27 protein-coding genes are annotated in these 25,341 nt (G+C 62.5%); 15 read left to right on the forward strand and 12 right to left on the reverse strand.

Annotation, left to right across the window (positions count from 1 at the left end):
* Window positions 1–29: 29 nt before the first annotated feature.
* Window positions 30–1,868: a cation:proton antiporter gene (locus LGQ03_RS02575; protein ID WP_226747118.1), complete on the reverse strand. Its 1,839-nt coding sequence runs from the start codon at window positions 1,866–1,868 to the stop codon at window positions 30–32.
* On the reverse strand, window positions 1,858–3,030 hold the full coding sequence (locus tag LGQ03_RS02580) for a deoxyguanosinetriphosphate triphosphohydrolase (protein WP_226747119.1): 1,173 nt from the start codon (window positions 3,028–3,030) through the stop codon (window positions 1,858–1,860). The genes LGQ03_RS02575 and LGQ03_RS02580 overlap by 11 nt, the downstream gene beginning before the upstream one ends.
* 71 nt (window positions 3,031–3,101) lie before the next feature.
* Between LGQ03_RS02580 and LGQ03_RS02585 the strand changes: the two genes are divergently transcribed.
* The 3 genes from LGQ03_RS02585 to LGQ03_RS02595 all read left to right on the forward strand — a co-directional run bounded on the left by LGQ03_RS02585 (window position 3,102) and on the right by LGQ03_RS02595 (window position 4,785).
* On the forward strand, window positions 3,102–3,425 hold the full coding sequence (locus LGQ03_RS02585) for a HesB/IscA family protein (RefSeq protein ID WP_090159660.1): 324 nt from the start codon (window positions 3,102–3,104) through the stop codon (window positions 3,423–3,425).
* 239 nt (window positions 3,426–3,664) lie between these two features.
* A complete protein-coding gene (xth, locus tag LGQ03_RS02590) occupies window positions 3,665–4,444 on the forward strand; it encodes an exodeoxyribonuclease III (RefSeq protein WP_226747120.1) in 780 nt (259 codons plus the stop codon).
* Window positions 4,445–4,521: 77 nt separating this feature from the next.
* A complete protein-coding gene (locus LGQ03_RS02595) occupies window positions 4,522–4,785 on the forward strand; it encodes a hypothetical protein (RefSeq protein WP_226747121.1) in 264 nt (87 codons plus the stop codon).
* Here the strand turns inward: LGQ03_RS02595 and LGQ03_RS02600 are convergent.
* The gene (locus LGQ03_RS02600) at window positions 4,782–5,879 is read right to left on the reverse strand and encodes an FAD-dependent oxidoreductase (RefSeq protein ID WP_226747122.1); all 1,098 of its coding nucleotides are present in this window, start codon (window positions 5,877–5,879) and stop codon (window positions 4,782–4,784) included. The genes LGQ03_RS02595 and LGQ03_RS02600 overlap by 4 nt on opposite strands.
* A 1-nt stretch (window position 5,880) precedes the next feature.
* Window positions 5,881–6,303, reverse strand: coding sequence for an RNA polymerase-binding protein DksA (gene dksA / locus LGQ03_RS02605; protein ID WP_090159661.1), 423 nt, complete (start codon window positions 6,301–6,303; stop codon window positions 5,881–5,883).
* 186 nt (window positions 6,304–6,489) lie between these two features.
* Between dksA and LGQ03_RS02610 the strand changes: the two genes are divergently transcribed.
* From LGQ03_RS02610 to LGQ03_RS02630, 5 genes are all read left to right on the forward strand, one after another.
* Entirely contained in the window at window positions 6,490–7,329 is an 840-nt protein-coding gene (locus LGQ03_RS02610) for an AAA family ATPase (protein WP_090159529.1), read from the forward strand.
* A 315-nt stretch (window positions 7,330–7,644) separates the two neighbouring features.
* The gene (locus LGQ03_RS02615) at window positions 7,645–8,994 is read left to right on the forward strand and encodes a DUF2927 domain-containing protein (protein ID WP_226747123.1); all 1,350 of its coding nucleotides are present in this window, start codon (window positions 7,645–7,647) and stop codon (window positions 8,992–8,994) included.
* A 13-nt stretch (window positions 8,995–9,007) separates the two neighbouring features.
* Window positions 9,008–9,178, forward strand: a complete 171-nt coding sequence (locus tag LGQ03_RS02620) for a hypothetical protein (protein WP_090159531.1) — start codon at window positions 9,008–9,010, stop codon at window positions 9,176–9,178.
* Complete coding sequence (locus LGQ03_RS02625) at window positions 9,178–10,362, forward strand: vWA domain-containing protein (protein ID WP_226747124.1); 1,185 nt, start codon at window positions 9,178–9,180, stop codon at window positions 10,360–10,362. The genes LGQ03_RS02620 and LGQ03_RS02625 overlap by 1 nt, the downstream gene beginning before the upstream one ends.
* 52 nt (window positions 10,363–10,414) lie before the next feature.
* A complete protein-coding gene (locus tag LGQ03_RS02630) occupies window positions 10,415–11,101 on the forward strand; it encodes a M48 family metallopeptidase (protein ID WP_090159533.1) in 687 nt (228 codons plus the stop codon).
* Window positions 11,102–11,155: 54 nt separating this feature from the next.
* On the opposite strand, the gene LGQ03_RS02635 is transcribed toward LGQ03_RS02630, so the two are convergent.
* Together LGQ03_RS02635 and LGQ03_RS02640 are read right to left on the reverse strand one after the other, a co-directional pair.
* Window positions 11,156–12,232, reverse strand: a complete 1,077-nt coding sequence (locus LGQ03_RS02635) for an ABC transporter ATP-binding protein (protein WP_226747125.1) — start codon at window positions 12,230–12,232, stop codon at window positions 11,156–11,158.
* Between the two features lie 57 nt (window positions 12,233–12,289).
* The gene (locus tag LGQ03_RS02640) at window positions 12,290–13,069 is read right to left on the reverse strand and encodes an SDR family oxidoreductase (RefSeq protein WP_226747126.1); all 780 of its coding nucleotides are present in this window, start codon (window positions 13,067–13,069) and stop codon (window positions 12,290–12,292) included.
* A gap of 157 nt (window positions 13,070–13,226) precedes the next feature.
* Here LGQ03_RS02640 and LGQ03_RS02645 point away from each other — a divergent pair, with 157 nt between their 5' ends.
* Window positions 13,227–14,228 (forward strand): Hint domain-containing protein, encoded by a 1,002-nt coding sequence (locus tag LGQ03_RS02645; RefSeq protein WP_090159536.1) that lies wholly within the window; start codon window positions 13,227–13,229, stop codon window positions 14,226–14,228.
* Window positions 14,229–14,234: 6 nt separating this feature from the next.
* On the opposite strand, the gene LGQ03_RS02650 is transcribed toward LGQ03_RS02645, so the two are convergent.
* The 3 genes from LGQ03_RS02650 to LGQ03_RS02660 all read right to left on the reverse strand — a co-directional run bounded on the left by LGQ03_RS02650 (window position 14,235) and on the right by LGQ03_RS02660 (window position 16,323).
* Complete coding sequence (locus LGQ03_RS02650; protein ID WP_226747127.1) at window positions 14,235–14,822, reverse strand: hypothetical protein; 588 nt, start codon at window positions 14,820–14,822, stop codon at window positions 14,235–14,237.
* A 62-nt stretch (window positions 14,823–14,884) separates the two neighbouring features.
* Window positions 14,885–15,523, reverse strand: coding sequence for a HupA family protein (locus LGQ03_RS02655; protein ID WP_226747128.1), 639 nt, complete (start codon window positions 15,521–15,523; stop codon window positions 14,885–14,887).
* A gap of 113 nt (window positions 15,524–15,636) precedes the next feature.
* A complete protein-coding gene (locus LGQ03_RS02660) occupies window positions 15,637–16,323 on the reverse strand; it encodes a transferrin-binding protein-like solute binding protein (RefSeq protein ID WP_226747129.1) in 687 nt (228 codons plus the stop codon).
* 159 nt (window positions 16,324–16,482) lie between these two features.
* Here LGQ03_RS02660 and LGQ03_RS02665 point away from each other — a divergent pair, with 159 nt between their 5' ends.
* Genes LGQ03_RS02665 through LGQ03_RS02680 form a run of 4 tightly spaced genes read left to right on the forward strand, consistent with a single transcriptional unit; the run spans window position 16,483 to window position 19,963 of the window.
* Window positions 16,483–18,081 (forward strand): peptide chain release factor 3, encoded by a 1,599-nt coding sequence (locus tag LGQ03_RS02665; protein WP_226747130.1) that lies wholly within the window; start codon window positions 16,483–16,485, stop codon window positions 18,079–18,081.
* A gap of 40 nt (window positions 18,082–18,121) precedes the next feature.
* Window positions 18,122–18,688: a hypothetical protein gene (locus tag LGQ03_RS02670; protein ID WP_226747131.1), complete on the forward strand. Its 567-nt coding sequence runs from the start codon at window positions 18,122–18,124 to the stop codon at window positions 18,686–18,688.
* Window positions 18,689–18,711: 23 nt separating this feature from the next.
* A complete protein-coding gene (locus LGQ03_RS02675; RefSeq protein ID WP_226747132.1) occupies window positions 18,712–19,305 on the forward strand; it encodes an exopolysaccharide biosynthesis protein in 594 nt (197 codons plus the stop codon).
* The gene (locus LGQ03_RS02680) at window positions 19,250–19,963 is read left to right on the forward strand and encodes a hypothetical protein (protein WP_226747133.1); all 714 of its coding nucleotides are present in this window, start codon (window positions 19,250–19,252) and stop codon (window positions 19,961–19,963) included. Before LGQ03_RS02675 ends, LGQ03_RS02680 begins: the two co-directional genes overlap by 56 nt.
* Here LGQ03_RS02680 and LGQ03_RS02685 read toward each other — a convergent pair.
* Entirely contained in the window at window positions 19,911–20,339 is a 429-nt protein-coding gene (locus LGQ03_RS02685) for an OsmC family peroxiredoxin (protein WP_226747134.1), read from the reverse strand. The two genes, LGQ03_RS02680 and LGQ03_RS02685, sit on opposite strands and share 53 nt — an antisense overlap.
* 180 nt (window positions 20,340–20,519) lie before the next feature.
* On the opposite strand from LGQ03_RS02685, the gene LGQ03_RS02690 reads away from it, so the two are divergent.
* Both LGQ03_RS02690 and LGQ03_RS02695 read left to right on the forward strand, forming a co-directional pair.
* Complete coding sequence (locus LGQ03_RS02690; protein ID WP_226747135.1) at window positions 20,520–22,124, forward strand: DEAD/DEAH box helicase; 1,605 nt, start codon at window positions 20,520–20,522, stop codon at window positions 22,122–22,124.
* 87 nt (window positions 22,125–22,211) lie between these two features.
* The gene (locus LGQ03_RS02695) at window positions 22,212–22,826 is read left to right on the forward strand and encodes a hypothetical protein (RefSeq protein ID WP_226747136.1); all 615 of its coding nucleotides are present in this window, start codon (window positions 22,212–22,214) and stop codon (window positions 22,824–22,826) included.
* Window positions 22,827–22,882: 56 nt separating this feature from the next.
* Here LGQ03_RS02695 and LGQ03_RS02700 read toward each other — a convergent pair whose 3' ends face one another.
* On the reverse strand, window positions 22,883–24,562 hold the full coding sequence (locus LGQ03_RS02700; protein WP_226747137.1) for a ribonuclease J: 1,680 nt from the start codon (window positions 24,560–24,562) through the stop codon (window positions 22,883–22,885).
* Window positions 24,559–25,332, reverse strand: a complete 774-nt coding sequence (locus LGQ03_RS02705) for a type III pantothenate kinase (protein ID WP_226747138.1) — start codon at window positions 25,330–25,332, stop codon at window positions 24,559–24,561. The genes LGQ03_RS02700 and LGQ03_RS02705 overlap by 4 nt, the downstream gene beginning before the upstream one ends.
* Between the last annotated feature and the right edge of the window lie 9 nt (window positions 25,333–25,341).

Below are 25,341 nucleotides of genomic sequence, written 5' to 3' on the forward strand. Positions count from 1 at the left end.
ACCACCCCGCCGCCCAGCGTCAACGTCCCTTAGGCGCTGGCGGGCGGTTGCACGGTCGATCCAGTGGTTTCGGGCGGGCGCAGTGCGATCAGGCGGGTATCCGGAACACCGCGGATTTCCTCATCCTCGTGCAGCAGCTTGAAATCGCCATTCGGCAGGATGCGCCCAACCAGATGCGAGCGCGGGCGTTTCTCGCGCCACTCCTGAAGGGTGAATTCCTCGGTCAGGCGGGTCACGCGGAACGTCCAACCCTGCCGGATCAGGCTGTTCCATTCATCATGGGTCACCGCATGGCCGAATGGCCTGCCACCCAGCGTCGCGGGCAATGTGTGACGCGCGCCGTCGTTTTTCACCCGTGCGACCTGAAACACGTTTTCCCGCCCGAATTCAGGCGCAAGGTCCGTGGCCACAAGCGTGTTGTAGGCATCGTTGTCGGTCGCGGCCAACAGCTTGTCATAGCTGACCAGTTCAAGCCGTTGTTCGGCGCCTTCGGACAGGATATCGCCGGTATAGGTGGTGATCCCGGCTGAACGCGCCGCCCGCAGATGGCCAAAGTTCGGGTCGGTCATCAGAACGGGTACATCCGCCTTGATCAGCGCCTCGGCAAAGGCGGTCGTCCAGTCCGAGCCGCCGACGATGATGACACCGGGGTTACCCGCCCCCGCAAGGCCCAGCCAGCGCGCCATCGGTTTCAGCGTGAATCCATGCAGAACCACGGTGGTCGCCACCAGCACAAAGGCCAGCGGTGCAATCAGGTTGGCGTCCTCGAACCCCAGAGAGATCAGCCGTTCCGCAAACAGCCCCGCCACGGCGACCAGCACCACGCCGCGCGGCCCGGTAAAGGCCACCAGCACCTTTTCCTGCCACGGCAGGCCCGTCCCGATCAGCGATATGAATACCGTCAGCGGGCGCGCGACGAGGATGATCAGCAGGACGAACACGACCGCCCTGCCCGATAACTGACCAAGCTGCGCAAAATCCAGATTGGCGGCCAGCAGGATAAACACCCCGGACACCAGCAGAATGGTGGCATGTTCCTTGAAACGGCGCAGCTCGGCATAGCTGGGCAGGTTCGCGTTGGCGATCACGATTCCCATGACGGTCACGGCCAACAGCCCACTTTCATGCAGGATCGCGTCGGAAATGCCGAAAATCCCCAGCAGCAGCGCGAACAGGATGCTGACCTTCATGTATTCGGGCACATGGCCGTTGCGGAACGCCCAAGCGAGGCCGAAACCACCCGCCAGACCCAGAATGATGGCAGCACCGATGCCCCAGATCAGCGCCAGCACGGCTGTGCCCACGGTGGTGGCTGTGTTCAGCACCAGCACCACCTCGAACGCCAGCACGGCGGCCAGGGCGCCAAGGGGGTCGTTGACGATCGCCTCCCACTGCAGCAGTTGCGCTGGCCTGCGCGACAGGCGTGCGGTGCGCAGCAATGGCGCAATCACGGTTGGCCCCGTCACGATCAGGATACCGCCAAACACCCACGACGAAGACCACGACAGCCCTGCGGCGTAGTGCAGCGTCAGCGCAGACGCGACCCAGCCCACCGGGGCACCCACGAACACCAGACGCCGCACGCCGATGGCCGCATCGCGCAACTGGTGAAAGTTCAGCGTCAGGCCGCCTTCGAACAGGATGATCGCAACGGCGATGGCGATGATCGGCCCCATCAGCGGCCCGATATCACGGGCGGGATCGAACACGCCCAATACCGGCCCGATGATGACGCCCGCCAGCAGCATCAACACGATGGCCGGCATCCGCATGCGCCACGCCAGCCACTGGCTGCCAACACCCAGACCACCCACAAGGGCGATCGCGATCACGGGGTTCATCGCCCCGGCTGCTGTTTCAATTGCCATCAATCACCCCCGGCGGAACAGCCCGGCCACCAATCAGCCGTTCGTGTTCCTGAATTGCGAAACGATCCGTCATACCCGCGATATAGTCCGCCACGATCCGCGCCAAGGTCTGACGATCCTCTGCCTCGGCAACTTCCTTGCGCCATTGCTTTGGTAGTTCGGTCGGCGTGTCGATATAATAGGCAAAGAGTTCGTCCAGCATGCTGGTCACCACATGGCGCATTTCGACCACGGCGGGCGCGCGATACATGCGGGTGAACAGGAATGCGCGGATCACCTTGAGGTCCTCCCACAGGGCGGGCGTGAACTGGATCATCATGCGGCCCGCATGGCGCACTTCTGCCACGTTCTGCGCGTCCAGATCGGTCAGGTTCCTGCGGCTGACGGCAATCACGTCCTCGACCAGCACGCCAAAGAACCGGCGCAAGGCCTCGTGCCTACGGCGATAGTAGTTCAGACCGGGATATTTCACATCGACCCTTGCAAAACAGTCGCTTAGCACTGGAAGTTCAGCCAGTTCATCGGTGCTGAACAATTCTGCCCGCAAACCATCGTGCAGGTCGTGGTTGTTATAGGCGATATCGTCCGACAGGGCGGCGACCTGCGCCTCTGGCCCCGCGTGTGTGTGCAGTTCCAGATCGTGCCGCGTGTTGTAGGCGGCCAGCGCATAGGGCCAGGGCTGGGGGACGGGACCGTTGTGTTTGGCGATCCCTTCCAAAGTTTCCCAGGTCAGGTTCAGCCCGTCCCATTCGGCATAGTGCCGTTCCAGGTCGGTCACGATCCGCAAGGCCTGCGCGTTGTGATCGAACCCCCCGTAGGGCTGCATCAGACGATCCAGTGCCTCTTCGCCCGTGTGGCCAAAGGGCGTGTGACCCAGATCATGGGCCAGCGCGATGGCCTCGGTCAGCTCCACGTTCAGGTCCAGCGCCGCCGCCACCGTTCGCGCTACTTGTGCGACCTCGATCGAATGGGTCAGGCGCGTGCGGAAATAATCGCCCTCATGTTCGATGAACACCTGCGTCTTGTGTTTCAGCCGCCGGAACGCGCTGGAATGAATGATCCGGTCACGGTCGCGCTGAAAGGGAGAGCGATGCGCGCTTTCCTCTTCGGCATAAAGTCGCCCGCGCGGTGACGCGGGATCGGTCGCGTATCTTGCCGCCATGTTGCCCGTCTTGTGCCTGTTGCCTGCCCTCCCTATATTTCAGACAAGCCAAGACCGATAGGTATGATATGCTGACCCTGCCCCCCAAAGTGACCAGCCGTGCGTTTGAACGGCTTGCTGAAATCGGTGCCGCCGAACAGGGCAAGGCCCTGCGCATCGCCGTCGAAGGTGGCGGATGTTCCGGTTTTCAATACGAAATCGCCTTGGATGACCCACGCGAGGACGACCTGAAACTGTCGGACCGTGGCGAAACGGTAGTGATCGATTCCGTGTCCCTGCCGTTTTTGACCGATGCGGTCATCGACTTTTCCGAAGAGTTGATCGGCGCGCGATTTGTCATCGAGAACCCGAATGCCACGTCGTCCTGCGGCTGCGGTACGTCTTTTTCCATCTGAAACCTGCGACGAATTGGAACTTTCTTTCGTCTTGCACCGTTGCTAGTCTGAAGCCGAACAAAAAGGAACGAGTCATGATTTACCTGATTGCGATGATCCTTGCCGGGCTTGCTGCCGCCGCGGCCGCAGGCCAGACGGCCGATCAACCCGATGCAATCCCGGTCAAGGTCCGCGACGACCGCTGACCCCTTGTGCCTGCGCGGCCGGGCTTTTAGCCTAGCCGCAAAAGAGGCACACCAATGAAAATCGCGACATTCAACATCAACGGCGTCAAGGCGCGGATCGACGGTCTGCTGCACTGGTTGCAGGACAGTGCGCCCGACGTCGCCATCCTTCAGGAAATCAAATCCGTTGACGAGGGTTTCCCACGCGATCTGATCACAGACCTTGGGTACAACGTCGAAACCCACGGGCAAAAGGGTTTCAACGGCGTCGCGATCCTGTCGAAACTGCCACTCGAGGATGTGTCGCGCGGCCTGCCCGGTGATGATACGGACGAACAGGCTCGCTGGATCGAGGCCACCGTCGTGGGCGAAACGGGCGTAAGGATCTGCGGGTTGTATCTGCCCAACGGCAATCCCGCGCCCGGCCCGAAATACGATTACAAACTGGCGTGGATGGAACGGCTGCGCGCCCGCGCACAGGATCTGCTGGCGTCCGAGATGCCGGCGCTGATGGCGGGCGACTACAACATCATCCCGCAGGCAGAGGATGCCGCCCGTCCCAAGGCATGGCGCGATGACGCGCTGTTCCGGCTGGACAGCCGTGCGGCTTGGCGGCGCGTGCAAAACCTGGGGTTCACCGAGGCATTCCGCGCCCGCACCCATGGCGGCGGACATTATTCGTTCTGGGATTATCAGGCAGGCGCGTTTGACAAGGACGACGGCATCCGTATCGACCATTTTCTGCTGACGCCGCAATGCGCGGACCTGCTGTCGGACTGTTGGATCGAAAAGGATCTACGCGCGCGCGAGAAACCATCAGACCACGTACCCGTCTGGGTCGATCTGGCCGCGTGACAGTCATTTCACCCCGCAGTGTGTTGTTCGCCCTCGGTTTTATCCTCATATCGGATACGGCGACAGCGCAGTGTCGCATGGCGGCGATCGGTGCGGGTTGTGCGACGGCACCCGTTCGCAAGGTGACGCCGCCACCCACTGAACCGGCCCCGGTGAATATCGGCGACGTGCTGGAACCCGGACAATATTCCATGGTCATGAACGCGGCCTATTACGGCCTGCCGCTGCCGCGCGACGGCTGGGTGTATTTCAGGATCAGCCGCGACGTTTACCGTGTGGATTATCGCACCCTGACCGTTCTGGAACGCGCAACCGACGAGACCGCGCGCAACTGGCCCTAACCCGCAGGATCGTAGCCATAGAGCCAGTCCAGCCGGTTGATGAACGCGCCCGGTGCCATCCGACCCAGCGCGGCAAGTCCCAGATGTGCTGCGCGCTGTCTGACGCCTGACAGGTGGTAATTGACCGCATTCGCATCCGCCGCAGCAATAGCACGCGTGACGCGCGGCGCGCGCAAGGCCTGATAGCGCGGTAGCCCAGCCGCGATCCCGTGCCGTGCCACACATCGGGCCAGCACGACCGCGTCCTCCAGCGCCAGATTGGCCCCCTGCGCCAGAAACGGGAGTGTCGGATGAGCGGCATCGCCGACCAGCACATGGGATGCGTCATGCCACCGGGCCGCTACGGGATGACGGAACAATCCCCACAGCAAGGGCACTTCGACCGCCCAGAGGATATCGTGCAAGGCAGGACAGGCATCGGCAAAGGCATCGCGCATGGCCTGCGGCGTATCGGCGTGGTGCCAGCCTTCGGCGGCCCAGTCGTTGCGTTCCTGCACGGCCACGATGTTCAGGCGGTTGCCGGGCAGCGGATAGGTGACCACATGACGGCCCGGCATCATCCAGATCCGCGCCTGCGGCGGTGCCTCGGCCTGCACGACGGCACGCCAGGCCACCTGTCCCGAAAACGCGGGCGCATCAGCGCCGTTCAGTCGCGCCCGCACCTGCGATTTGATCCCGTCGGCCCCCACCACCAGATCGGCACGCGGATCATCCGCCCGCGTCCCAAGGCACAGTTCCACGCCACGCGCACGGCAGGCCTCGGCCAGCATGGCGATCAGGTCGGGGCGTGCGACAAAGCGGTAGCGCGGCACCTGCCCCGTCAGGTCGAACCGGGTGACGGTCCGTCCCGTCACACCATTAGTCGGCACCACCGCCTCTGACGGCAGGCTGATCCGGTCCAGCGCATCCGTCAGCCCCAGCGCCGCAAGTGCGCGTCCACCATTGGGGCTGATCTGCAACCCCGCGCCGATGTCGCCCAGCGTTTCGGCCTGTTCAAAAACACGAACGCTGGCCCCTTGCATCGCAAGGGCCAGCGCCGTGGTCAGTCCTGCCGGGCCGCCGCCGATGACGGCGACGTCGCGTTTGGCAATCATGTCAGTCCTTGCGGTGCACCCGTTCGCCACGCTCGTGGCGTTCCTGCGCCTCGAGCGTCATGGTGGCGATGGGGCGCGCGTCCAGACGTTTGAGGCTGATCGGATCGCCCGTGATCGCGCAATACCCGAATTCACCATCGTCGATACGGCGCAGGGCTGCGTCGATTTTCGCAACCAGCTTGCGCTGACGGTCGCGGGTGCGCAATTCGATGCTGCGGTCGGTTTCCTCGGACGCACGATCGGCCACGTCGGGGATGTTGCGGGTCTGGTCCTTCATGCCGGCGACGGTGTCGCGCGTGTCCTCCAGCAATTCGGCCTTCCAGTCGAGCAGCTTGCGGCGGAAATATTCTGTCTGACGTTCGTTCATGAACGGTTCATCTTCGGCCGGACGATAGTCATCTGGCAGAAATGTTTCGGCTTTCATCGGGGTCCCCTCCAAGTTGTCGATTGTCATAGCGTCGTTTCCTGACATTCGACTCTCCTTCGTGTCGGCTGGGCATCACTTAGCCGCTCGCCCTGGCGGTGTCACTTGTTTTTTAAGGACCCCCATGTGGTTGTGGCCGGCGCGATGCACACATAACCTTGGCTGAAATGACCATAGGGAACCGCCATGCAATTCACCGGATCTGACAGCTACATCGCCACCGACGACCTGACGATGGCCGTCAACGCCGCCGTGACGCTCGAACGTCCGCTACTCGTCAAAGGCGAGCCAGGCACCGGGAAAACCGAACTTGCGCGGCAGGTTGCCGCCGGTCTGGGCCTGCCGATGATCGAATGGCACATCAAATCAACGACGCGCGCGCAGCAAGGTTTGTACGAATACGATGCCGTTAGCCGGTTGCGCGACAGCCAGCTGGGTGATGCGCGTGTTCACGACATCGGGAATTACATCAAACGCGGCAAATTGTGGCAGGCGTTCGCGGCGGGCGAAAAGGTCGTGCTGCTGATTGACGAGATCGACAAGGCCGATATCGAGTTTCCCAACGACCTGTTGCAGGAACTCGACCGGATGGAATTCCACGTCTACGAGACCGGAGAGACGATCAAGGCGGACGTGCGCCCCATCGTCATCATTACCTCGAACAACGAAAAGGAACTGCCGGACGCGTTTCTGCGCCGTTGTTTTTTCCACTACATCCGGTTTCCCGACATGGACACGATGCGCCGCATCGTCGAGGTTCATCACCCCGGCATCAAGGACCGGCTGCTGACCACCGCGCTGACCCAGTTCTACGAATTGCGCGAAACGGCAGGCCTCAAGAAAAAGCCATCGACGTCAGAGGTGCTGGACTGGCTGAAACTGCTGCTGGCCGAGGATCTGACACCCGAAGATCTGGCCCGCGACGGTGCCGATGCGCTGCCGAAACTGCATGGCGCACTGTTGAAAAACGAACAGGACGTGCACCTGTTTGAACGCCTCGCCTTTATGGCGCGCGGTCGTAGATGACCGCATAGGTTGCGGCACGGCGGCAACGCCTGCCGCAACCTTGAACGTCAGACCACTTTTTCCTCGCATTCCATGCGGTGCTTTGACCTACTGACCAGACCCCCGCCTGATTCCGTCAATTTGTCGCAATCCGGTCCAGAAGGGGTCGCAGTCCGCAGGCAGACGGTACTGACGCAAACCGAGGAGAGCAGATGTGATCAGGACCGTTTTTCCGGTCGGTTGCCCATGGCGCTGCACGCCGTGCGACCACCTATCAGACCTCGGTGCGCCATGTTTGACAAAATTCGCCAGTCGTCACCGTCACTGGTGCCACTCATGAGACAGACCTTTGCCGTCTGGGCGCTTGCCTTTGCTGCATCCTGCGCACCGGTGCAGCCTGTGGATACCATCACCCGCGCCGCCACCACGTCTGCCCTGCCGCCGATGCAGGGATTTGCCGATACCTCGCCTGTCCGCGTCACCCGTTCGAATGCCGAAATGGCCCAGGATTTCCTGGACCTGACGTTCCGTCTGGAAAGCGGCCGGACCATCAGCACCATGACCCGGTTCGAAGGACCGCTGACAGTGCGTGTGCTGGGCAGTGCCGCACCGACGCTGGCGACCGATCTGGATGTCTTGCTGTCGCGCCTGCGCCAAGAGGCGGATTTGGATATCCGTCCCACCCAGTCGTCTGACGCCAGCATCACGATACAGGCCATCCCGCAGCGGACCTTGCAACGCGCTGTGCCCAAGGCGGCCTGTTTCGTCGTGCCGCGCGTGCGCGACTGGGACGAATACATGGCCAGCCGCAGCAGTGGACGTGTCGACTGGTCGACACTGACGCAGCGCGAACATGCCGCCATCTTTGTGCCCGCTGATGCAGCACCGCAGGAAATCCGCGACTGTCTGCACGAGGAATTGGCACAGGTTCTGGGGCCGCTGAATGACCTCTATCGTCTGCCTGATTCCGTGTTCAACGACGACAACATCCATGCTGTGCTGACCGGGTTCGACATGCTGATGCTGCGCGTGACCTATGCGCCCGAACTGCGATCCGGCATGACCCGCGCGCAGGTCGCATCCGTACTGCCTGCCATTCTCGCCCGCCTTAATCCGCGTGGCGGGTCGGGTGGCACCGCCAGTTTCCCCGACACGTCCCGCGACTGGATCAGGGCAATGGAAACCGCCCTGACCGAAGGCAGCAGCCCTGCAACCCGCCGCGCCGCCGCGGCCCGTGCGGTGCGGATCGGTCAGACGCTGGGCTGGACCGGCCCGCGCGAGGGGTTCGCCTATTACGCCATGGGCCGGCTCGAGGTCGGCAACGACAGCCGTGCCGCACTCGCCGCATTCGAGGCGGCGGACAGAATTTATCGCGCATCGCAAGCCACACAGATCCATTCCGCCCATATCGCGGTGCAAAAGGCCGCATTCGCATTGTCCGCCGGTGACGCGATGACGACGATCGAACTGGCTGACCTTGCCATACCGCTGGCGCGGGAACATCAGAACGCGGCCCTGCTGGCGACCCTGATGATGTTCAAGGCCGAGGCGCTGGAACTGCAGGGCGGCAGTGTCGCAGCCGAGGCGCTGCGGCTGGACAGTCTGCCGTGGGCGCGTTACGGATTCGGCTCTGATGACAATGTGCGCGCACGCCTTGCCGAAGTGCGGGGTTTGCGCCCTTTCTAAAGGGGCTGACCCAATGATTATACCTCTCGGCAGCCTTCTGGCAGGTGCGGCACTGGGCATGTGGCGCGCGCGGGCCAATGGCGGTAACTGGCGCGACATGGCGCAATGGGCCGCGTCCTTTGGTATCTTGTTCGGGATCGTCGGGCTGTTTGTTCTGATCTTTTACAGCCGCTCCGTCGCCTGATGTTTTTGCCGTTCTTTGACGCGCTGCGTACAGAACGGGTCCCGGTGTCATTGCGGGAATACCTCGCGTTTCTCGAAGGGATGAACGCCGGTCTGGCGACCTATGACATCGACGCGTTCTATCACCTCGGCCGCACGATCATGGTCAAGGACGAACGCCATATCGACCGCTATGACCGCGCGTTTTCGCGCGCTTTTGCAGGGCTGGAGTCCATCCCTGACAGCGCCGTCATGGAGGCGGTGGACATTCCCGCCGACTGGCTGGCCAAGATGGCCGAAAAGCACCTGAGCGACGCCGAGAAAGCCGAAATCGAGGCGACGGGCGGGTTCGAGGCGCTGATGGAGCGTCTGAAAAAACGGCTGGAGGAACAAAAGGGACGCCACCAGGGCGGCAGCAAATGGGTCGGCACGGCGGGCACGTCACCGTTCGGGGCCTATGGCTACAACCCCGAGGGCGTGCGCATCGGTCAGGACAAATCCCGCCACCAGCGCGCGGTCAAGGTCTGGGACAAACGCGAATTCCGCAACCTCGACGACAGTGTCGATCTGGGCACCCGCAACATCAAGGTGGCGCTGAAACGCCTGCGCCGCTGGGCGCGTGACGGTGCCGTGGACGAGTTGGACCTCGACGGCACCATCCGCAAGACAGCACAGAACGGCTATCTGGATGTGCAGACACGGCCCGAACGCCGCAACGCGGTCAAGGTGCTGCTGTTTCTGGACGTGGGCGGCAGCATGGACCCGCATGTGCAGGTGGTCGAGGAATTGTTCAGCGCCGCCAAGGCCGAGTTCAAGCACCTCGAACATTTCTATTTCCACAATTGTCTCTACGAGGGCGTCTGGCGTGACAACAAACGCCGCTGGAACGACCAGACCGCGACATGGGACGTGCTGCGCAAATATGGGTCTGACTACAAATGTATCTTTGTCGGTGACGCCTCGATGTCCCCCTACGAGGTCGCAATGCCCGGCGGCGCGAACGAGCACTGGAACAAGGAGGCCGGGTCGGTCTGGCTGGCACGTGCCCGCGACCAATGGCCCGCCCATCTGTGGATCAATCCGATGGACCAACGCTATTGGCCGCACACCCAGTCATTGCACATGATCCAGGAGATATTCGGCGCGGACCGCATGGTGCCGATGACACTCGAAGGCATCAGCCGCGGCATGCGGCTGTTGACCTGATCGTCAACTGCCGCGGATTGCGCGACGGCCCTGCACCCCCCATATTCGGATAATGATCAAGTTTACCCCGATCCTGCTGGCCGTCATCTATGGTCTGGCGATGTATCACTTCAGCGCGTACCGCACGCGCAAGGAGCTGAACAGCCAGTCCACGGAACTGGCCGATGGCACCTTGCGCCGGATGTGCGACCAGATGGCCCGCGCACTGGAGATCGACCGCATTCGTGTCCACATCTACGAGGTGTCACAGGTCAACGGCCTTGCCGCACCCGACGGGCGCATTTTCATCACGCGGGGGTTCTATGATCGCTACCGCGCGGGGGACGTAACAGCTGACGAAATCGCAAGCGTCATTGCCCATGAACTGGGGCACGTGGCCCTGGGTCATTCACGCCGCCGGATGACGGATTTTTCGGCGCAGAACGCGATGCGGACGGCCATCGCCATGGTGTTGAACAGGTTTCTGCCGGGCATCGGTCCGCTGATTGCCAATGCGCTGATGTCGCTGCTGGCCGCACGCCTGTCACGTGCCGACGAATTCGAGGCCGACGCCTATGCCAGTGCGCTGCTGGTCAAGGCGGGGATCGGGACAGAACCGCAAAAGTCGCTCTTTACAAAGCTGGAGGCGCTGACCGGTGGCGCGGGACGCGGCACCCCCGCCTGGATGCTGAGCCATCCCAAGACGCCGGACCGCATTGCCGCGATTGAGCGCAACGAGGCGAAGTGGCGCGTGGAATAGACGTCGGAACCGGGGCGCTGCCCCGGACCCCGGGATATTTTTGACCAGAAGAAGTCAGGCCCGCGGAAACACGAAACAGCGGTCGCGCCGCAGCATCAGCCACAGCGGCGTCCCGGGTTTCGGCAGAAAGACGGATGGCACCTTGGCCGTCAGGATCGTGCCGTCATGGTCCATGCGAAATTCGACCAGACTCTCTGATCCCATGAACCGGGCGCGCTGCACGATGCCCCGCGCGGGCGAGCCTTCCATCGGGGTCGGACTGGGGCCGCGGCCTGCACGGTCAAAGTCGATTTTCAGATGTTGCGGCCGGATGCAGATATCGACCAGCGTGCCGTCGGGCAGACCCGGCGTCAGGAACTGGCCGAATGGCGTATCCGTCAGCGCACCGCGCACCTTGCCCTGGATCACGTTGATATCGCTGAAGAATGCAGCGGCCGCGAGATCGACGGGCGTGTTGTAGATATTGTACGGCGCGCCACGCTGCACGATCCGGCCATCGCGCATCAGCGCGATTTCATCGGCCATACGCATCGCCTCGCCGGGTTCGTGGGTGACCAGCAGGACGGCTGTGCCTTCGGCCTTGAGCACGTCGAGCGTCTGGTCGCGGATTTCGTCGCGCAATCGGTCATCAAGGCCCGAGAACGGTTCATCCATCAGCATGATCCGCGGACGCGGCGCGATGGCGCGGGCCAGTGCGACCCGTTGCTGTTCGCCCCCCGAAAGTTCGTGCGGATAGCGATTGCCGTAATCCGGCAGATCGACGCGGGCCAGCATTTCGGCGACGCGTGGTGCCACATCGCGCCCGCGCCCCAGACCAAAGGCCACGTTTTGCGCCACGCTGAGATGCGGGAACAGGGCGAAGTCCTGAAACATGAGGCCAATGGACCGGTCCTCTGGCGGGACCGAGGTCGTGGAGTCGCAGATCAGGGCACCGTCCACCGCAATCCGGCCTGCGTCGGGCCTGTCGACACCGGCGATGATCCGCAGTGTCGTGGATTTGCCGCAACCCGAGGGGCCAAGCAGACAGGTCACCTGCCCCGGCATCACCGAGAGGCTGACGTCATCGACCACACGACGGCGGTCAAAGGACTTGGCGAGGTGCGTGACCTCGAGGCGCGGCGGTTGCGTCATCGAATACCTTAGCAAAATACTAGGGCTGAGTAGCAAGCCCGCCGCACCCCTGCAAGGTCACAGCGTCGCGTTGATCGCGCCACCGTCCAGCAGAATGTTCTGCCCGACGATGAACCCGGCCTTGTTGGAACACAGGAATGCGCACATCGCGCCGAATTCCTCGGGCGTGCCATAGCGTCGCGCGGGGATCGTCGCCTCGCGCTTGGCCTTGGCCTCGGCGATGGAGATGCCTTCGGCCTTGGACACGCCGGCATCCAGCGAGTCGGCGCGGTCGGTGGCGTGGATTCCCGGCAGCAGGTTGTTCATGGTCACGCCGTGCGGGGCAACCTGACGGGACGTGCCCGCGACATACCCCGTGAGGCCTGCGCGCGCCGCATTCGACAAACCCAGCTGCGGGATCGGTGCCTTGACCGACCCGGAGGTGATGTTGACGATCCGGCCCCAGCCGCGGTCGATCATACCGGGCAACAGCGCCTTGATCAGGGCGATGGGGGCCAGCATGTTGGCATCCAGTGCCTTGATGAAATCGTCGCGGTCCCAGTCGGACCAGAGCCCCGGCGGCGGTCCGCCTGCGTTGTTCACCAGGATATCGACGCCCATGGCCGCATCCAGCAAGGCGGCGCGACCGTCGGGGTCGGACACGTCGGCCGCCACGCAGGTCACGGTCACGCCGTAGGTTTCGCGGATCTCTTGTGCGGTCCTTTCAAGATCTTCGGCACCGCGCGCGTTCAGCACCAGATTGACGCCGGCCTCGGCCAGAGCCTGCGCGCAGGCGCGTCCCAAACCACGCGACGACGCGCAAACCAACGCGGTTTTTCCCAAAATGCCCAGATCCATTGAAAATCCTCACTTGTCTATGATGCAGCAGGCCGTTCGCCTGCACTGTGCGAGGCAAGTTAGGACGTTTGGTTCAAAAAGACACGTCCTAGTCTGTGCGGATGGCGTTGCACTTGGCGTCAATCGCGTTAGTTTCTGTCGGGGCAGCGGGTAGGCGATGACAGGTCTTCGAAAACAGGTGCAAAGCGTTTCAGTCTGGCACGCGGATCATTTCCGCGTGACGGATGGCGTGGCCGATGGCGATGCCATCAGTTTCGCCGACGAGTTGGTCCTGGATGACAGCTATGAATTGTCGTCCAAGGCCCATCCGAAGTCCCTTGCGCTGGAACTGCCCGAGGCCGGTGAGGCATTCCGCGTGGCGACGGGATCTGATGTGGGGTTGACCGGCAGCGATGTCTATCTGGATTGCTGCATCACGCTGATGGGCCAGGATAGCCGCACCTATGAGGCGCTTGTTCTGGTCGAGGTGGTATCGGGCGGCGTCGAGGCGGTGTACCTGCTTCCGCTGGCAAACCTCGTTCCCGCGACACCCTACCGGCTGGTGGGTGTCGACCGCCAGATCGCGACCACCCGCTTTGCCGAGGTCGCCAGCGTGTCGTTCACCCGCGGTACCAAGATCACCTTGGCATCCGGCGCGCAGCGGCCGATAGAGGATATTCGCGTGGGCGACCGGGTCCTGACCCGCGACGATGGTCCGCAGGCTGTCCGCTGGATCGGCCAGACCACCCTGCGCGCAGTGGGTGAATTCGCACCCGTCGTGATCAAGGCCGGTGCGTTGCACAACAACGACGACCTGGTGCTCAGCCCCGATCACCGCCTGTTCGTGTACCAAAGACAGGACCGTCTGGGGGCGGGTCGTCCAGAGGTATTGGTCAAGGTGCGGCACCTGATCAACGGCGATACCGTCTACCAGCAGGACGGCGGGTTCGTGGATTATTTCCAGCTGTTGTTCGATCAGCACCAGATCATCTATGCCGAAGGGATCGCCGCTGAATCCCTGCTGATCGATCCACGCACCCGTGCCGCCCTGCCCGACCATCTGGACAGCCCTGCGCGCGCAGGCCACAGCCACAGGCACCACATGGACTACGAGGTGCGCGAAAACCTGCTGGCACAGCCGGATGCGGTCGAAATGCTGCGCAAGGCATCGATGAGCTGAGCTGCCTTATTCCTGTTCCTTGACCGCGGCGAATGATCCGTCGAACACATCCTGACCATCGGGACCGCGCACATCACCGAACAGCAGGCCGCTGACGCCCTCACGGTCGCGCCCCTTGAATTCGCCCTCGATCTCGGCGTCGATCCGGTAGCTGTCAGCACCCCGTTTCAATGTGCCGTCCACATCGCCGGTAAAGGTGTAGTTTTCATCCGGGTCGGTGTCGCGGAACAGGTCGCCATCCGAAATCGTCAGCGTGCCGGACAACCGGTCGCCCGCGCCCGTCTGGAAACCGGTAGCACTGCCTGCCACCTCGTCGCGGGCCGCACCGAAATTTACGTCCATGCGCAGATCGCCCAGGTATTCGACACGCGCACCGCCTGCCCCGGTCGGCAACCCTGCCCGCATGAAACCGGTATAATTGGCGCGCCCCGTGACAGGCAGCGTTCCGGGGTCAGATACATCCTGTTCGGCAAGGCGGCTTTCCAACCGGTCGGCCACGGCAAAGCGGTCAGGGCCGGCGTCGTCATCGCCGCCGCCGCCACCGCCACAGGCGGCAAAGATAAAGAAGGGGATCAGGCTGATGAAACGCGGCATGGGCAGGCCCTGTCAAAGAACCTGCCCAGCATCCCGCATCATCGTTAACAGCTGGTTAAGCGTTAACGCTCCAGTTGCGCATCAAGGTCGATTGCACCACGGACACCATCCACGTTGATGTCGCCCTGAATCTTGCCGCCCACGAATTCCACATCGCGGCCCTTGAACCCGCTTTCACGCAGGCGGGCGTCCACCGCGATGCGCTCACCGCTGGCGCTGCGCAGATTGCCATCCACATCGCCAAAGATCGCGACCTGTTGGCTGTTCGACGTCCGGTTCAGAATACCGTTGTTGACCGTCAGCACGCCGTCGATCTCGGACCCGTCACGGGTGACGAAATTGCCCAGCGTGCCGCCCACGCGGTTCGCGCCGAAATCGACCCCCAATTGCATCAGGCCGGCCACATCCGTGCTGCGCCCCGGCACGCTGAGCGCACCGCCAACAGCGCCGCTGTAGGTCGCCCGACCGGCGGTCGGCACCAGTGATTTGGGTGAGATGGACACGGCGGCATAACCGTCGTTCACATCCTCGGCGACCTGCGCGATTTCAGCGAAATCCAGACGGTCGTTGACTTGCGGATCCAGGGCGCGTGCCGCAGCAGCACCGCCCGTGACGGCCCCGCCACCACCACCGCCCGAACAGGCAGCCAGAGCGGCAAGCGCGATTGCAACAAGAGCAGGACGAGACGATTGGATGTTCATGGCAGTGACCTTTCAGATGGACCATAGCCCTGACGCGTTGCCGGGGCCTTGGGTCACATCTGGATCAGGCGGTCAGGCAAGACAAAAACACCCGCCGGTTATCGCATAACAGCCTAGTCGGTGGCGATGAATGCGCCCTGCACGTTGCGCAAGCCATCGCTGGTCTGGCCTGTGCCTTCCAGACGACCGGACAGGGCCGCACCATCCGACAGAAAATCACCGTTCAGGTCCAGCGTCACATCACCGTTCAGACCAGAGCCAGAGATACGACCCGCGGCCGAGCCGGTCACGCTGACCTCTGATGTCAGATTGGCGGACCGGTTGATCTGTGCGTCGATATCCAGCGCGCCCTTGATCTCTTTTTGCGTCCTTGCATCGACAAAGTCGTCAAAAGACCCCGTGATCCGGTCCGCACCAAAGTCGATGGCCAGATCGACGCGGGACAGGTAATCGGGATTTGCGATCAGCGCCTCTTCGGACAGGGATTGCACCGCGCCCACGACATAACCCGCAACACCGTCGAATGAAGCTTTGCCGCCACCGGGCAAATCACCCGGATCCGTGAACCGGTCGCTGTTCAACTGGTCCTCATAGGCCGCAAAGAGTGTCGCACCCTCGTTGCGCAGCAGCGTGTAGGATTTCACCGCGGTCGCGGTCTTGGTCGTCTCGGCGGCCTTGGACGCTGTCGTGCCTGCGGCTGCACTGGCAGCGGCTGCCGCCTCGGTCGTGCCGCCACCACCACCACCGCAGGCCGTCACAAGGCAGATCGCAGACAGGGCAACACAACGAAACAGGGGCATTCGGATATCCTTTTGCGACGCAGGCCGCTGACAACAAGAGATTTACCCTGGTTAATGCGTGGTGAATGCGGCGGCCTGATTGCACAAACGTGGCTATTTCACGAAGCGAGCACCCCGGCAGTCATTGCGCCCGCGCGGGCCGCGGGCTAAGGCGTATCCATGTCAAATCGCCCCGACCTTCCCGCTGAAATCGCCCGCCGCCGGACCTTTGCGATCATCTCGCACCCGGACGCCGGCAAGACGACGCTGACCGAAAAATTCCTGCTGTATGGTGGCGCCATCCAGATGGCCGGACAGGTCCGCGCCAAGGGCGAGGCACGCCGCACCCGGTCCGATTTCATGCAGATGGAAAAGGACCGTGGCATTTCCGTCAGCGCGTCGGCAATGTCTTTCGACTTTGAAAAATTCCGCTTCAATCTGGTCGACACGCCCGGTCACTCTGACTTTTCCGAAGACACCTATCGCACGCTGACGGCTGTCGACGCCGCCGTCATGGTCATCGACGGGGCCAAGGGTGTGGAATCCCAGACGCAAAAGCTGTTCGAGGTCTGCCGCCTGCGTGATTTGCCGATCCTGACGTTCTGTAACAAGATGGATCGCGAAAGCCGCGATACGTTCGAGATCATCGACGAGATTCAGGAAAACCTGGCCATCGACGTCACCCCGGCCTCTTGGCCGATCGGCGTGGGTCGCGAATTCATGGGATGTTACGACATCCTGCGCGACAAGCTGGAAATCATGGACCGCGCCGACCGAAACAAGGTCGCCGCCAGCATTTCGATCAACAGTCTGGACGATCCCAAATGGTCCGAACATGTCCCCGCCCATTTGCTGGAAAAATTCCGCGAAGATATCGAAATGGCGATGGAGCTGTTGCCGAAACTCGACCCGGCCAGCGTGCTGAACGGCTCGATGACGCCGATCTGGTTCGGTTCCGCGATGAACTCTTTCGGGGTCAAGGAATTGATGGACGGCATCGGCACCTACGGGCCGGAACCGCAGATCCAGACCGCCCAGCCCCGCAACATCGCGCCAGAAGAAGACAAGGTCGCAGGTTTCGTGTTCAAGGTGCAGGCCAACATGGACCCCAAACACCGTGACCGCGTCGCATTCGTGCGCATGGCCTCGGGCCATTTCACGCGCGGCATGAAGCTGACCCACGTGCGCAGCAAAAAGCAGATGGCCGTGACCAACCCGGTCATGTTCCTCGCCGCCGACCGCGAATTGGCAGAAGAAGCATGGGCCGGCGACATCATCGGCATCCCGAACCACGGACAGCTGCGCATCGGCGATACGCTGACCGAGGGCGAGGCGATCCGCGTCAGCGGCATCCCGTCATTTGCGCCCGAACTGCTGCAAAACTGCCGCGCCGGCGACCCGATGAAGGCCAAGCACCTGGAAAAGGCGCTGATGCAATTCGCCGAAGAAGGTGCCGCCAAGGTGTTCAAGCCGACGTTTGGTTCCGGTTTCATCGTGGGCGTCGTGGGAGCGCTGCAATTCGAGGTGCTCGCCAGCCGGATCGAACTGGAATACGGCCTGCCCGTCCGGTTCGAGGGGTCGCAATTCACCTCGGCCCGCTGGGTCCACGGGACCAAGGACGCGATCGACAAATTTGCCGCCGCCAACAAACAGCACATCGCGCTGGACAACGACGGCGACACCGTGTTCCTGACGCGCCTGCAATGGGACATCGACCGAGTGCAGCGCGACTATCCGGACGTGACCCTGTCCGCGACCAAGGAAATGATGGTCGGCTGATCCTAACGCTCGGTTAACCTTTGCCGCGCAGCATGGGGGCATGCTGCGCGGTTTTCTGTTTTTGCTGGCCCTGTCCGGCTGCACCTATACGCCCCATCCGGGTGCGCGATTTGGCGTGCCTGTCGGGTCGCAGGTCATCGCGCAGCAGGGATCGCAATCAGGTATCCAGCGGTTCACCACGCAGGAACGCGAAATCTATCGAGATGCGACCGGGATCATGACGGCGCGCCCCGTGATCCTGCAACGCGGCACGCTGCGGCAGTACGCCGTGCTAACCAATGTGCGCAGGCGCGCGCCGAACGGGCCGCGGCTGGTGCATGTTGCAACGCATGATCGCCTGCTGGACTATCGTAGGCATGATCGTATCTATTCCCATTGCATCGACGGCTGCCAACGCGCTGAAATCGGCGCGATTTACCTGTCAGAGGCTGACTTTCGCACGGCCGAACGCGACGGGCTCTATCTTCTGGCTGATGGCGCGCGACAGTCCTACGAGGGCACTGTCCCGGCAGAGGCATTTGCCCACGTGCGCGCGGCGGCGGATGCGCCAGGGTCGCTGCAACAGATCCGTGACGTGATGGTCCCCACGATCGATACGGAACCCTGAGGCCTGCGGCGGGTTGTCGCAACATGACAAAACAGGAAAACGCCCCACTGCTGGATACGCTTGACGCTGTTCGCGAGCAGACTGGCGGCAACAGCATCGCGCTTGGCCATGTGCTCGACCGGGTGCAGGAACGCGGCTATGGACCGCTGATCGCGCTTGTGTCCGCGTTCTGCATCCTGCCAACGGGCGCCATCCCGGGCGTGCCCGCCGTCGTGGGCATCATCCTGGTCCTGCAGGGCGTTCAGATGTTGGCCGGCAAGGATCGGCCGTGGTTCCCCGACATGATCGAGCGTTTTCAGTTGGACTGCGCGACGTTGAAAAAATCCGTCGACAAGGCGCGCCCCTGGGCAGAGCGGCTGGAAGGCATCATAGGCCCGCGCCTTGATCCGCTAACAAACGGACCGATTGCCACCCGTGCCATCGCGCTGTGCATCATCCTGTCAGGCTGTCTGATGGTGCCGCTGGGGTTCATTCCATTCGTGCCTGCGTTGCTTGGCTTGGCGACGCTGTTGCTGGGTGTCGGTGTCACGGCCCGGGACGGCGTGCTGGTCGGTCTTGGCTATGCAGCAAGTCTGGCCGGGGTCTATACCGGGTGGGTATCCCTGCCCGGAGGCTGATGTGCCGCTGCAAAACCGCGTTCTACCGACCCAAGAGATCGTTGCAGACCCCGCGCGGGGCACACTGACCGGGAACCGCGGCATTCTGCATATCGCCGACGGCGTCATGGGCCGCGCCCGCTGGAAATCCAAGGCATGGATCTGCTGCACGCTTGATTGGCAGGGCCGCAGGCGTCAGCTGATGACCGGTCGCAAATGGACGGAACTGTTTTTTCTGGACGAGGCCACGGCATTGGCTGCGGGCCATCGCCCATGTGCCTATTGCAGGCGGGCCGATTATAACCGCTACCGCGATGCCTGGGCTACGGCTACGGGCGACAACCTGCGCGCCCCGCAGATGGATAACGCGTTGCACACTGCCCGCATCGATCCCGCGACACGGGGGCAGGCCCGCATGAACGGCGCGCTTGCATCACTGCCCGACGGCACAATGATCGTGACCGGCGGTCAGCCTCATCTGATCTGGCAGGAAGCTCTCTGGCCCTATACGCCCGCAGGCTATCAGGGGCCGCGCAGCAAAAAGGGGGCAGAGGTGATCATCCTGACCCCTGCCCCCCATCTGGAGATTCTGCGCGCCGGATATGCTCCGGCGCTGCATCACACACTTATGACACCAGTTTGGCGTCCAAAGAGATCTCTGCCGTCAGCAGCTTGCTGATCGGGCAACCCGTCTCGGTTGCCTTGGCGATTTCCATGAATTCCGCTTCGGAAATGTCGGGGATCGTGGCCGTCACTTCGATATGCGCCTTGGTCACGGCAAAACCGCCGTCCTTTTGCTCGAGCGAAATCGTCGATTTCGCGTCGATATTGTCAGCAGTGAAACCCTTTTCACCCAAACCCATCGACAGCGCCATCGCGAAACAGGCTGCGTGGGCCGCACCGACCAGCTCTTCGGGGTTGGTGCCCTTGCCACCCTCGAACCGGGCGGTAAACCCGTAGGGATGGTCGGTCAGCGCCGCCGTTTCCGTCGACACCTTGCCGATGCCGTCCTTGAGTGCGCCCTGCCAATTCGCTGTGCCATACTTCTTGATCATCGTGATCATCCTTTCATTAGGTTCACCAGATAACGCGCCGCAACCGCATGTGTTCCCCGAAAACCTTGACCCACACCGCACAAAGGCGTAACGCGACGCTATCAATACGCCCGACAATCCGGTCGGGCCTTGGCCGCGCAATACTGCGGCCCAACTAGCCGCCGCAGCGAAAGGCCCTTGATGACCAAATTTTCCGACCTGAACCTCGATGCAAAGGTTCTCAAAGCGATCGCCGACACCGGGTATGAAACACCCACCCCCATTCAGGCGGGTGCCATTCCCCCGGCCCTTGAAGGTCGCGACGTCCTGGGCATCGCGCAGACGGGCACCGGAAAAACCGCCAGTTTTACGCTGCCGATGATCACGCTGCTGGGCCGTGGACGTGCCCGCGCGCGGATGCCGCGCAGCCTGGTGCTGGCCCCCACGCGTGAACTTGCTGCACAGGTCGCCGAAAACTTTGACGCCTATGCCAAGTACACCAAACTGACCAAGGCGCTGCTGATCGGCGGCACGTCGTTCAAGGATCAGGACAAGCTGATCGACAAGGGTGTGGACGTGCTGATCGCGACCCCCGGTCGTCTGCTGGACCACCTCGAACGCGGCAAGCTGATCCTGACCGACGTCAAGGTCATGGTCATCGACGAGGCCGACCGCATGCTCGACATGGGGTTCATCCCCGACATCGAGGAAATCTTCAAACGCACGCCGTTTACCCGTCAGACGCTGTTCTTTTCGGCCACGATGGCCCCGGAAATCGAACGGATCACCAACACTTTCCTGTCGAACCCCGCCAAGATCGAGGTCGCACGCGCCGCGACCACGAGCGAGAACATCAAACAGGGTGTGGTGATGTTCCAAGGGTCCAACCGGACCAAGGCCGACGCCGAAAAACGCGCACTGCTGCGCAAGTTGATCGAGGCCGAAGGCGATGCCTGTTCCAACGCCATCATCTTTTGCAACCGCAAATCCGATGTCGATATGGTCGCCAAGTCGCTGAAAAAGCACGGGTTTGACGCATCCCCCATTCACGGCGATCTCGACCAGTCGCACCGGACCCGCACGCTCGAAGGGTTCCGAGATGGCGAAATCCGGTTCCTCGTGGCATCCGATGTGGCCGCCCGCGGTCTGGACATTCCCGCCGTGACCCACGTGTTCAATTTCGACGTGCCCAGCCACGCCGAGGATTACGTCCACCGGATCGGCCGCACGGGCCGCGCCGGACGGTCAGGCGTGGCCATCATGATCTGCAACCCGCGCGATACCAAGAACCTCGAGGATGTCGAACGTCTGGTGCAGCAAGAAATCCCGCGTCTCGACAATCCGCTGGGCAGCACACCGGACACCACGTCGGACGCCGCGACACCAGAAGCGCAGGGCGAAGAAAAGCCCCGCCGCAGCCGGTCGCGCAGCCGCAAGCCGAAAACGGACGCCCCGACGCCCGACACCGTCGCGGCTGACGCACCCGCAGAGGTGCCCGCCGAGGCGACACCCGAGACGCCAGCAAAACCCACAGCCGAAGGCGGCAGATCGCGGTCGCGTCGGGGTGGCCGTGGCCGTGGGCGTACCGACGCACCCGCAGAGGAACAGACCGAGGCCGCCGCACCGACAGCACCGGAACCCGAGGCACCCGCCCCGACAGAGCGGCGCGCAGATCACGATCGCGCCCCGCGTGGCGGAAACGACAACCGCAACCGTGGTGGCCGACGGAACGACGCGCCGGTCGGCATGGGCGACGACATGCCCGAGTTCATCGCCAAAAGCTTTGCCGAGCGCGCCAACAGCTAGGCCGCGCCTGATTTCGCCGATGTGATCGCGCCCCCCTCGACGGGTGCGATCACATCGGCCACCTTGGCCGAAAACCAAGGTGTTATCATGTTCAGACCATTCGTTGCGGCCTTGATTCTATGTGGTCAGGCAGCCGCCGCAGACATCTGCCAAAGCACGATCGAGGCGATCACCGTCCAGATCGACACGGAAACGCTGGCCGTGGCCCCGGCACCGACGACGCGGCGCGAACGTCTGCTGAACTTTCCGGCGCGGTCGTTCGATTTCATCACCCGTGATCAGCGCGCCTGCACCAGCCAAGAAGTCTTTGCCTTTCTAGCGCAGGTCGAAACGGTCGATGACAAATGTCTCAGCTACACCGATGCGGAAACGGGGTTTCTGCTGGTACCCGGCCCGCGCAATTTTCGCGGGCGCTGCAACGCCAGCACGGTCTGCACCAAGGTGAACGGCACCCGCGATGCGGTGGCGACTGCGACCGTCGCCATCACCGATGTCGCATTGGGGACGGGTGATTCAACCCTCAGCAAGGTCACGCATACAACCGGTGCCATGGTGCTGTCCGGGACAGGCGCAACCATCAGCGGCGCGCTGGGAAGTGCGGTCACAGGCGTGACGGCCGCAGTCGGTGCCCCAATCGCGCTGACCGCTGCCGCTGTCACAGCCGTGGCAGTGGGTGGCGCGATCTACATCTGCGCCGACTGAATCAAAACAGGCGCAGCCCACATTGGGCCGCGCCTGTCTTGCAAGCTAATGCTGCATCAGTTCAGACGGCTGATGACCACGATGACTTCGGGTTTTTTGCCGATTTCGGCCTGCGCCGTCTTGCGCGCGATGGTTTTCAGCTCTTTTTCCAGTTTCACGTCGTCGGCCAGCGTCTTTTTGTTGGCGCGGTTGATGAACTGGGACAGGTCTTCTTCCATGATCTCGGCAAGGCTGGCATCGGACCGGCCATCCTCGGCCAGACCCGACAGTTCGACCCAAGGGTCGCCCAGCGATTCGTCGTTTTCGTCCAGGATCAACGTGACCACGACCAGACCGTTCAGCGCCATGCGGATCCGGTCGCGCACAACGCCGTCCATGGCACCGACATGCGTGGCACCGTCCAGATAGGTGCGACCGGTTTCGATGTATTCTGCGACCTTGGGCTGGTTGCCTGACAGGTCCACCATCATGCCGTTCACCGCGACGATCCCCGGCAGACCGTGCAGGCCAGCGACCTTGACGTGTTCGCGCAGGTGACGGTGTTCGCCGTGCATCGGGATCAGGAACTGCGGCTTGATCAGCTGGTGCATGGTTTCCAGATCGGGACGGTTCGCGTGACCGGACACGTGGTATTTGCCACCGTCGTCGTCCACGATGTCCACGCCCAGCTCTGACAGCTGGTTCATGATGCGGATGACACCCTTTTCGTTACCGGGAATCGTCTTGGACGAGAACAGGAACGTATCGCCCTCTTTCAGTGACAGACCCAGATAGCTGCCCTGGCTCAGTTGCGCGGATGCGGCGCGGCGTTCGCCCTGCGATCCGGTGACCAGCAGCATCAGGTTTTCGCGCGGGATATTCTGCGCGTCCTCGGCACTGATGGTCGCGGGGAAATCGTGCAGCAGGTCGGTTTCCATCGCGGCCTGCGTCATACGCTGCATCGACCGGCCCAGCAGACAGACCGTGCGGCCCGCCTCTGTCGCGGCGGTGGCCAGCGTTTTCAGACGTGCGATGTTGGATGCAAAGGTCGTGGCGACGACCATGCCCTTGCAATCGCGCATCAGGTCAGTGATCGCAGGACCGATCGACATCTCAGACCGGCCGGGGTTCGGGCTGAAAATGTTGGTGCTGTCGCAGACCAGCGCCTTGACGCCGGGCTTGGCGATCTCTTCCCAAAGGGCGGTGTCAAAGGGGTCACCGACCACGGGTGTCATATCGACCTTGAAATCACCGGTGTGAACGATGCGGCCACCGTCGCTGTCGATCACCAGACCCGCGCTTTCGGGGATGGAATGGCTGATCGGCACATAGCCTACCGTGAACGGCCCGCATTTCGTCACCGCAGGCCAGGCATCCACGACCTGCACGACGTTGTCGGGCAGACCGCGTTCCTGCAGCTTGCGGCGCGCAATGTTGGCGGTGAATTTGCGCGCATAGATCGGTGCGCCCAACTCTTCCCAGCACAGGCCGACGGCACCGACATGGTCTTCGTGGGCGTGGGTGATGAAAATGCCGTCGATCTGCGCCTTGCGTTCACGCAACCAGTCAATGTCGGCAAAGATCAGATCGACACCGGGCGTGCCGTCCATATCGGGAAATGTGACGCCAAGGTCGACGACGATCAGTCGCTCCTTGCCGGGTTTGCCGTATCCGTAGACGTAGCAGTTCATACCGATTTCCCCTGCGCCACCCAGGGCGAGGTAAATCAGTCTGTCGTTTGCTTTTGCAGCACTCATGTCGTGTCCTTGTTGTATCGGTGTATCACGGTCAAACCGTGCATCGTCAGGTCATCCTCGACCCGGTCAAATAGGGTGTCGCCTTGGGCGAATAGCGATGCGAGGCCGCCGGTTCCGATCACGGTCATCGGGCGTCCTCGTTCACTCTTAATTCTCTGCGTTATCTCTTTCACCAGCCCAATGTAACCCCAGAACGCGCCGGACTGCATACAGGCCACGGTGTTGGTGCCGATCACGCGGTCGGGTTTGCTGACGTCCACATGGGGCAATGCAGCCGCTGCCATGTGAAACGCCTCCAGGCTGATGTTCACGCCGGGGGCGATGACACCACCGACGTAGGCGCCGTCGGTGTCGACCACATCCGCAGTGGTGGCCGTGCCGAAATCAATGACGATCAGGTCGCCACCGTGACGGTCGAACGCACCAACGGTATTGACCAACCGGTCCGGACCGACTGCGGTGCCCTGATCCACACGCGGGGCGACCGGCAGGCGGCATTCAGGTTTTCCCACCACCAGCGGGCGACAGTTGAAATAGCGATCCGCCAGCACACGCAGGTTGAAAACCACGCGCGGCACGGTCGAGCTGACGATGACATCGGTGATCGTCACGTCCAGATTGCGCACCTTCATCAAGGTAGACAGCCAGACGTAATACTGGTCCGCCGTGCGCTGCCATTCGGTCGAGGTGCGCCAGGTCGCCAAAAACGCACCGCCGTCCCAGATGGAAAAGGTCGTGTTGGTGTTTCCGCAATCAATCGTCAGCAGCATCGGCAGCGT

Source organism: Loktanella gaetbuli (assembly GCF_020531945.1).
Taxonomy (GTDB): Bacteria; Pseudomonadota; Alphaproteobacteria; order Rhodobacterales; family Rhodobacteraceae; genus Loktanella; species Loktanella gaetbuli.

What these genes read in the sequence shown, in the direction of transcription:
- LGQ03_RS02575 (WP_226747118.1), bottom strand. Translation starts at nt 1,868, where the DNA reads ATGGCAATTGAAACAGCAGCCGGGGCGATGAACCCCGTGATCGCGATC.
- LGQ03_RS02580 (WP_226747119.1), bottom strand. Translation starts at nt 3,030, where the DNA reads ATGGCGGCAAGATACGCGACCGATCCCGCGTCACCGCGCGGGCGACTT.
- xth (WP_226747120.1), top strand. Translation starts at nt 3,665, where the DNA reads ATGAAAATCGCGACATTCAACATCAACGGCGTCAAGGCGCGGATCGAC.
- LGQ03_RS02595 (WP_226747121.1), top strand. Translation starts at nt 4,522, where the DNA reads ATGGCGGCGATCGGTGCGGGTTGTGCGACGGCACCCGTTCGCAAGGTG.
- LGQ03_RS02600 (WP_226747122.1), bottom strand. Translation starts at nt 5,879, where the DNA reads ATGATTGCCAAACGCGACGTCGCCGTCATCGGCGGCGGCCCGGCAGGA.
- dksA (WP_090159661.1), bottom strand. Translation starts at nt 6,303, where the DNA reads ATGAAAGCCGAAACATTTCTGCCAGATGACTATCGTCCGGCCGAAGAT.
- LGQ03_RS02610 (WP_090159529.1), top strand. Translation starts at nt 6,490, where the DNA reads ATGCAATTCACCGGATCTGACAGCTACATCGCCACCGACGACCTGACG.
- LGQ03_RS02615 (WP_226747123.1), top strand. Translation starts at nt 7,645, where the DNA reads ATGAGACAGACCTTTGCCGTCTGGGCGCTTGCCTTTGCTGCATCCTGC.
- LGQ03_RS02620 (WP_090159531.1), top strand. Translation starts at nt 9,008, where the DNA reads ATGATTATACCTCTCGGCAGCCTTCTGGCAGGTGCGGCACTGGGCATG.
- LGQ03_RS02625 (WP_226747124.1), top strand. Translation starts at nt 9,178, where the DNA reads ATGTTTTTGCCGTTCTTTGACGCGCTGCGTACAGAACGGGTCCCGGTG.
- LGQ03_RS02630 (WP_090159533.1), top strand. Translation starts at nt 10,415, where the DNA reads ATGATCAAGTTTACCCCGATCCTGCTGGCCGTCATCTATGGTCTGGCG.
- LGQ03_RS02635 (WP_226747125.1), bottom strand. Translation starts at nt 12,232, where the DNA reads ATGACGCAACCGCCGCGCCTCGAGGTCACGCACCTCGCCAAGTCCTTT.
- LGQ03_RS02640 (WP_226747126.1), bottom strand. Translation starts at nt 13,069, where the DNA reads ATGGATCTGGGCATTTTGGGAAAAACCGCGTTGGTTTGCGCGTCGTCG.
- LGQ03_RS02645 (WP_090159536.1), top strand. Translation starts at nt 13,227, where the DNA reads ATGACAGGTCTTCGAAAACAGGTGCAAAGCGTTTCAGTCTGGCACGCG.
- LGQ03_RS02650 (WP_226747127.1), bottom strand. Translation starts at nt 14,822, where the DNA reads ATGCCGCGTTTCATCAGCCTGATCCCCTTCTTTATCTTTGCCGCCTGT.
- LGQ03_RS02655 (WP_226747128.1), bottom strand. Translation starts at nt 15,523, where the DNA reads ATGAACATCCAATCGTCTCGTCCTGCTCTTGTTGCAATCGCGCTTGCC.
- LGQ03_RS02660 (WP_226747129.1), bottom strand. Translation starts at nt 16,323, where the DNA reads ATGCCCCTGTTTCGTTGTGTTGCCCTGTCTGCGATCTGCCTTGTGACG.
- LGQ03_RS02665 (WP_226747130.1), top strand. Translation starts at nt 16,483, where the DNA reads ATGTCAAATCGCCCCGACCTTCCCGCTGAAATCGCCCGCCGCCGGACC.
- LGQ03_RS02670 (WP_226747131.1), top strand. Translation starts at nt 18,122, where the DNA reads ATGCTGCGCGGTTTTCTGTTTTTGCTGGCCCTGTCCGGCTGCACCTAT.
- LGQ03_RS02675 (WP_226747132.1), top strand. Translation starts at nt 18,712, where the DNA reads ATGACAAAACAGGAAAACGCCCCACTGCTGGATACGCTTGACGCTGTT.
- LGQ03_RS02680 (WP_226747133.1), top strand. Translation starts at nt 19,250, where the DNA reads ATGCAGCAAGTCTGGCCGGGGTCTATACCGGGTGGGTATCCCTGCCCG.
- LGQ03_RS02685 (WP_226747134.1), bottom strand. Translation starts at nt 20,339, where the DNA reads ATGATCAAGAAGTATGGCACAGCGAATTGGCAGGGCGCACTCAAGGAC.
- LGQ03_RS02690 (WP_226747135.1), top strand. Translation starts at nt 20,520, where the DNA reads ATGACCAAATTTTCCGACCTGAACCTCGATGCAAAGGTTCTCAAAGCG.
- LGQ03_RS02695 (WP_226747136.1), top strand. Translation starts at nt 22,212, where the DNA reads ATGTTCAGACCATTCGTTGCGGCCTTGATTCTATGTGGTCAGGCAGCC.
- LGQ03_RS02700 (WP_226747137.1), bottom strand. Translation starts at nt 24,562, where the DNA reads ATGAGTGCTGCAAAAGCAAACGACAGACTGATTTACCTCGCCCTGGGT.
- LGQ03_RS02705 (WP_226747138.1), bottom strand. Translation starts at nt 25,332, where the DNA reads ATGCTGCTGACGATTGATTGCGGAAACACCAACACGACCTTTTCCATC.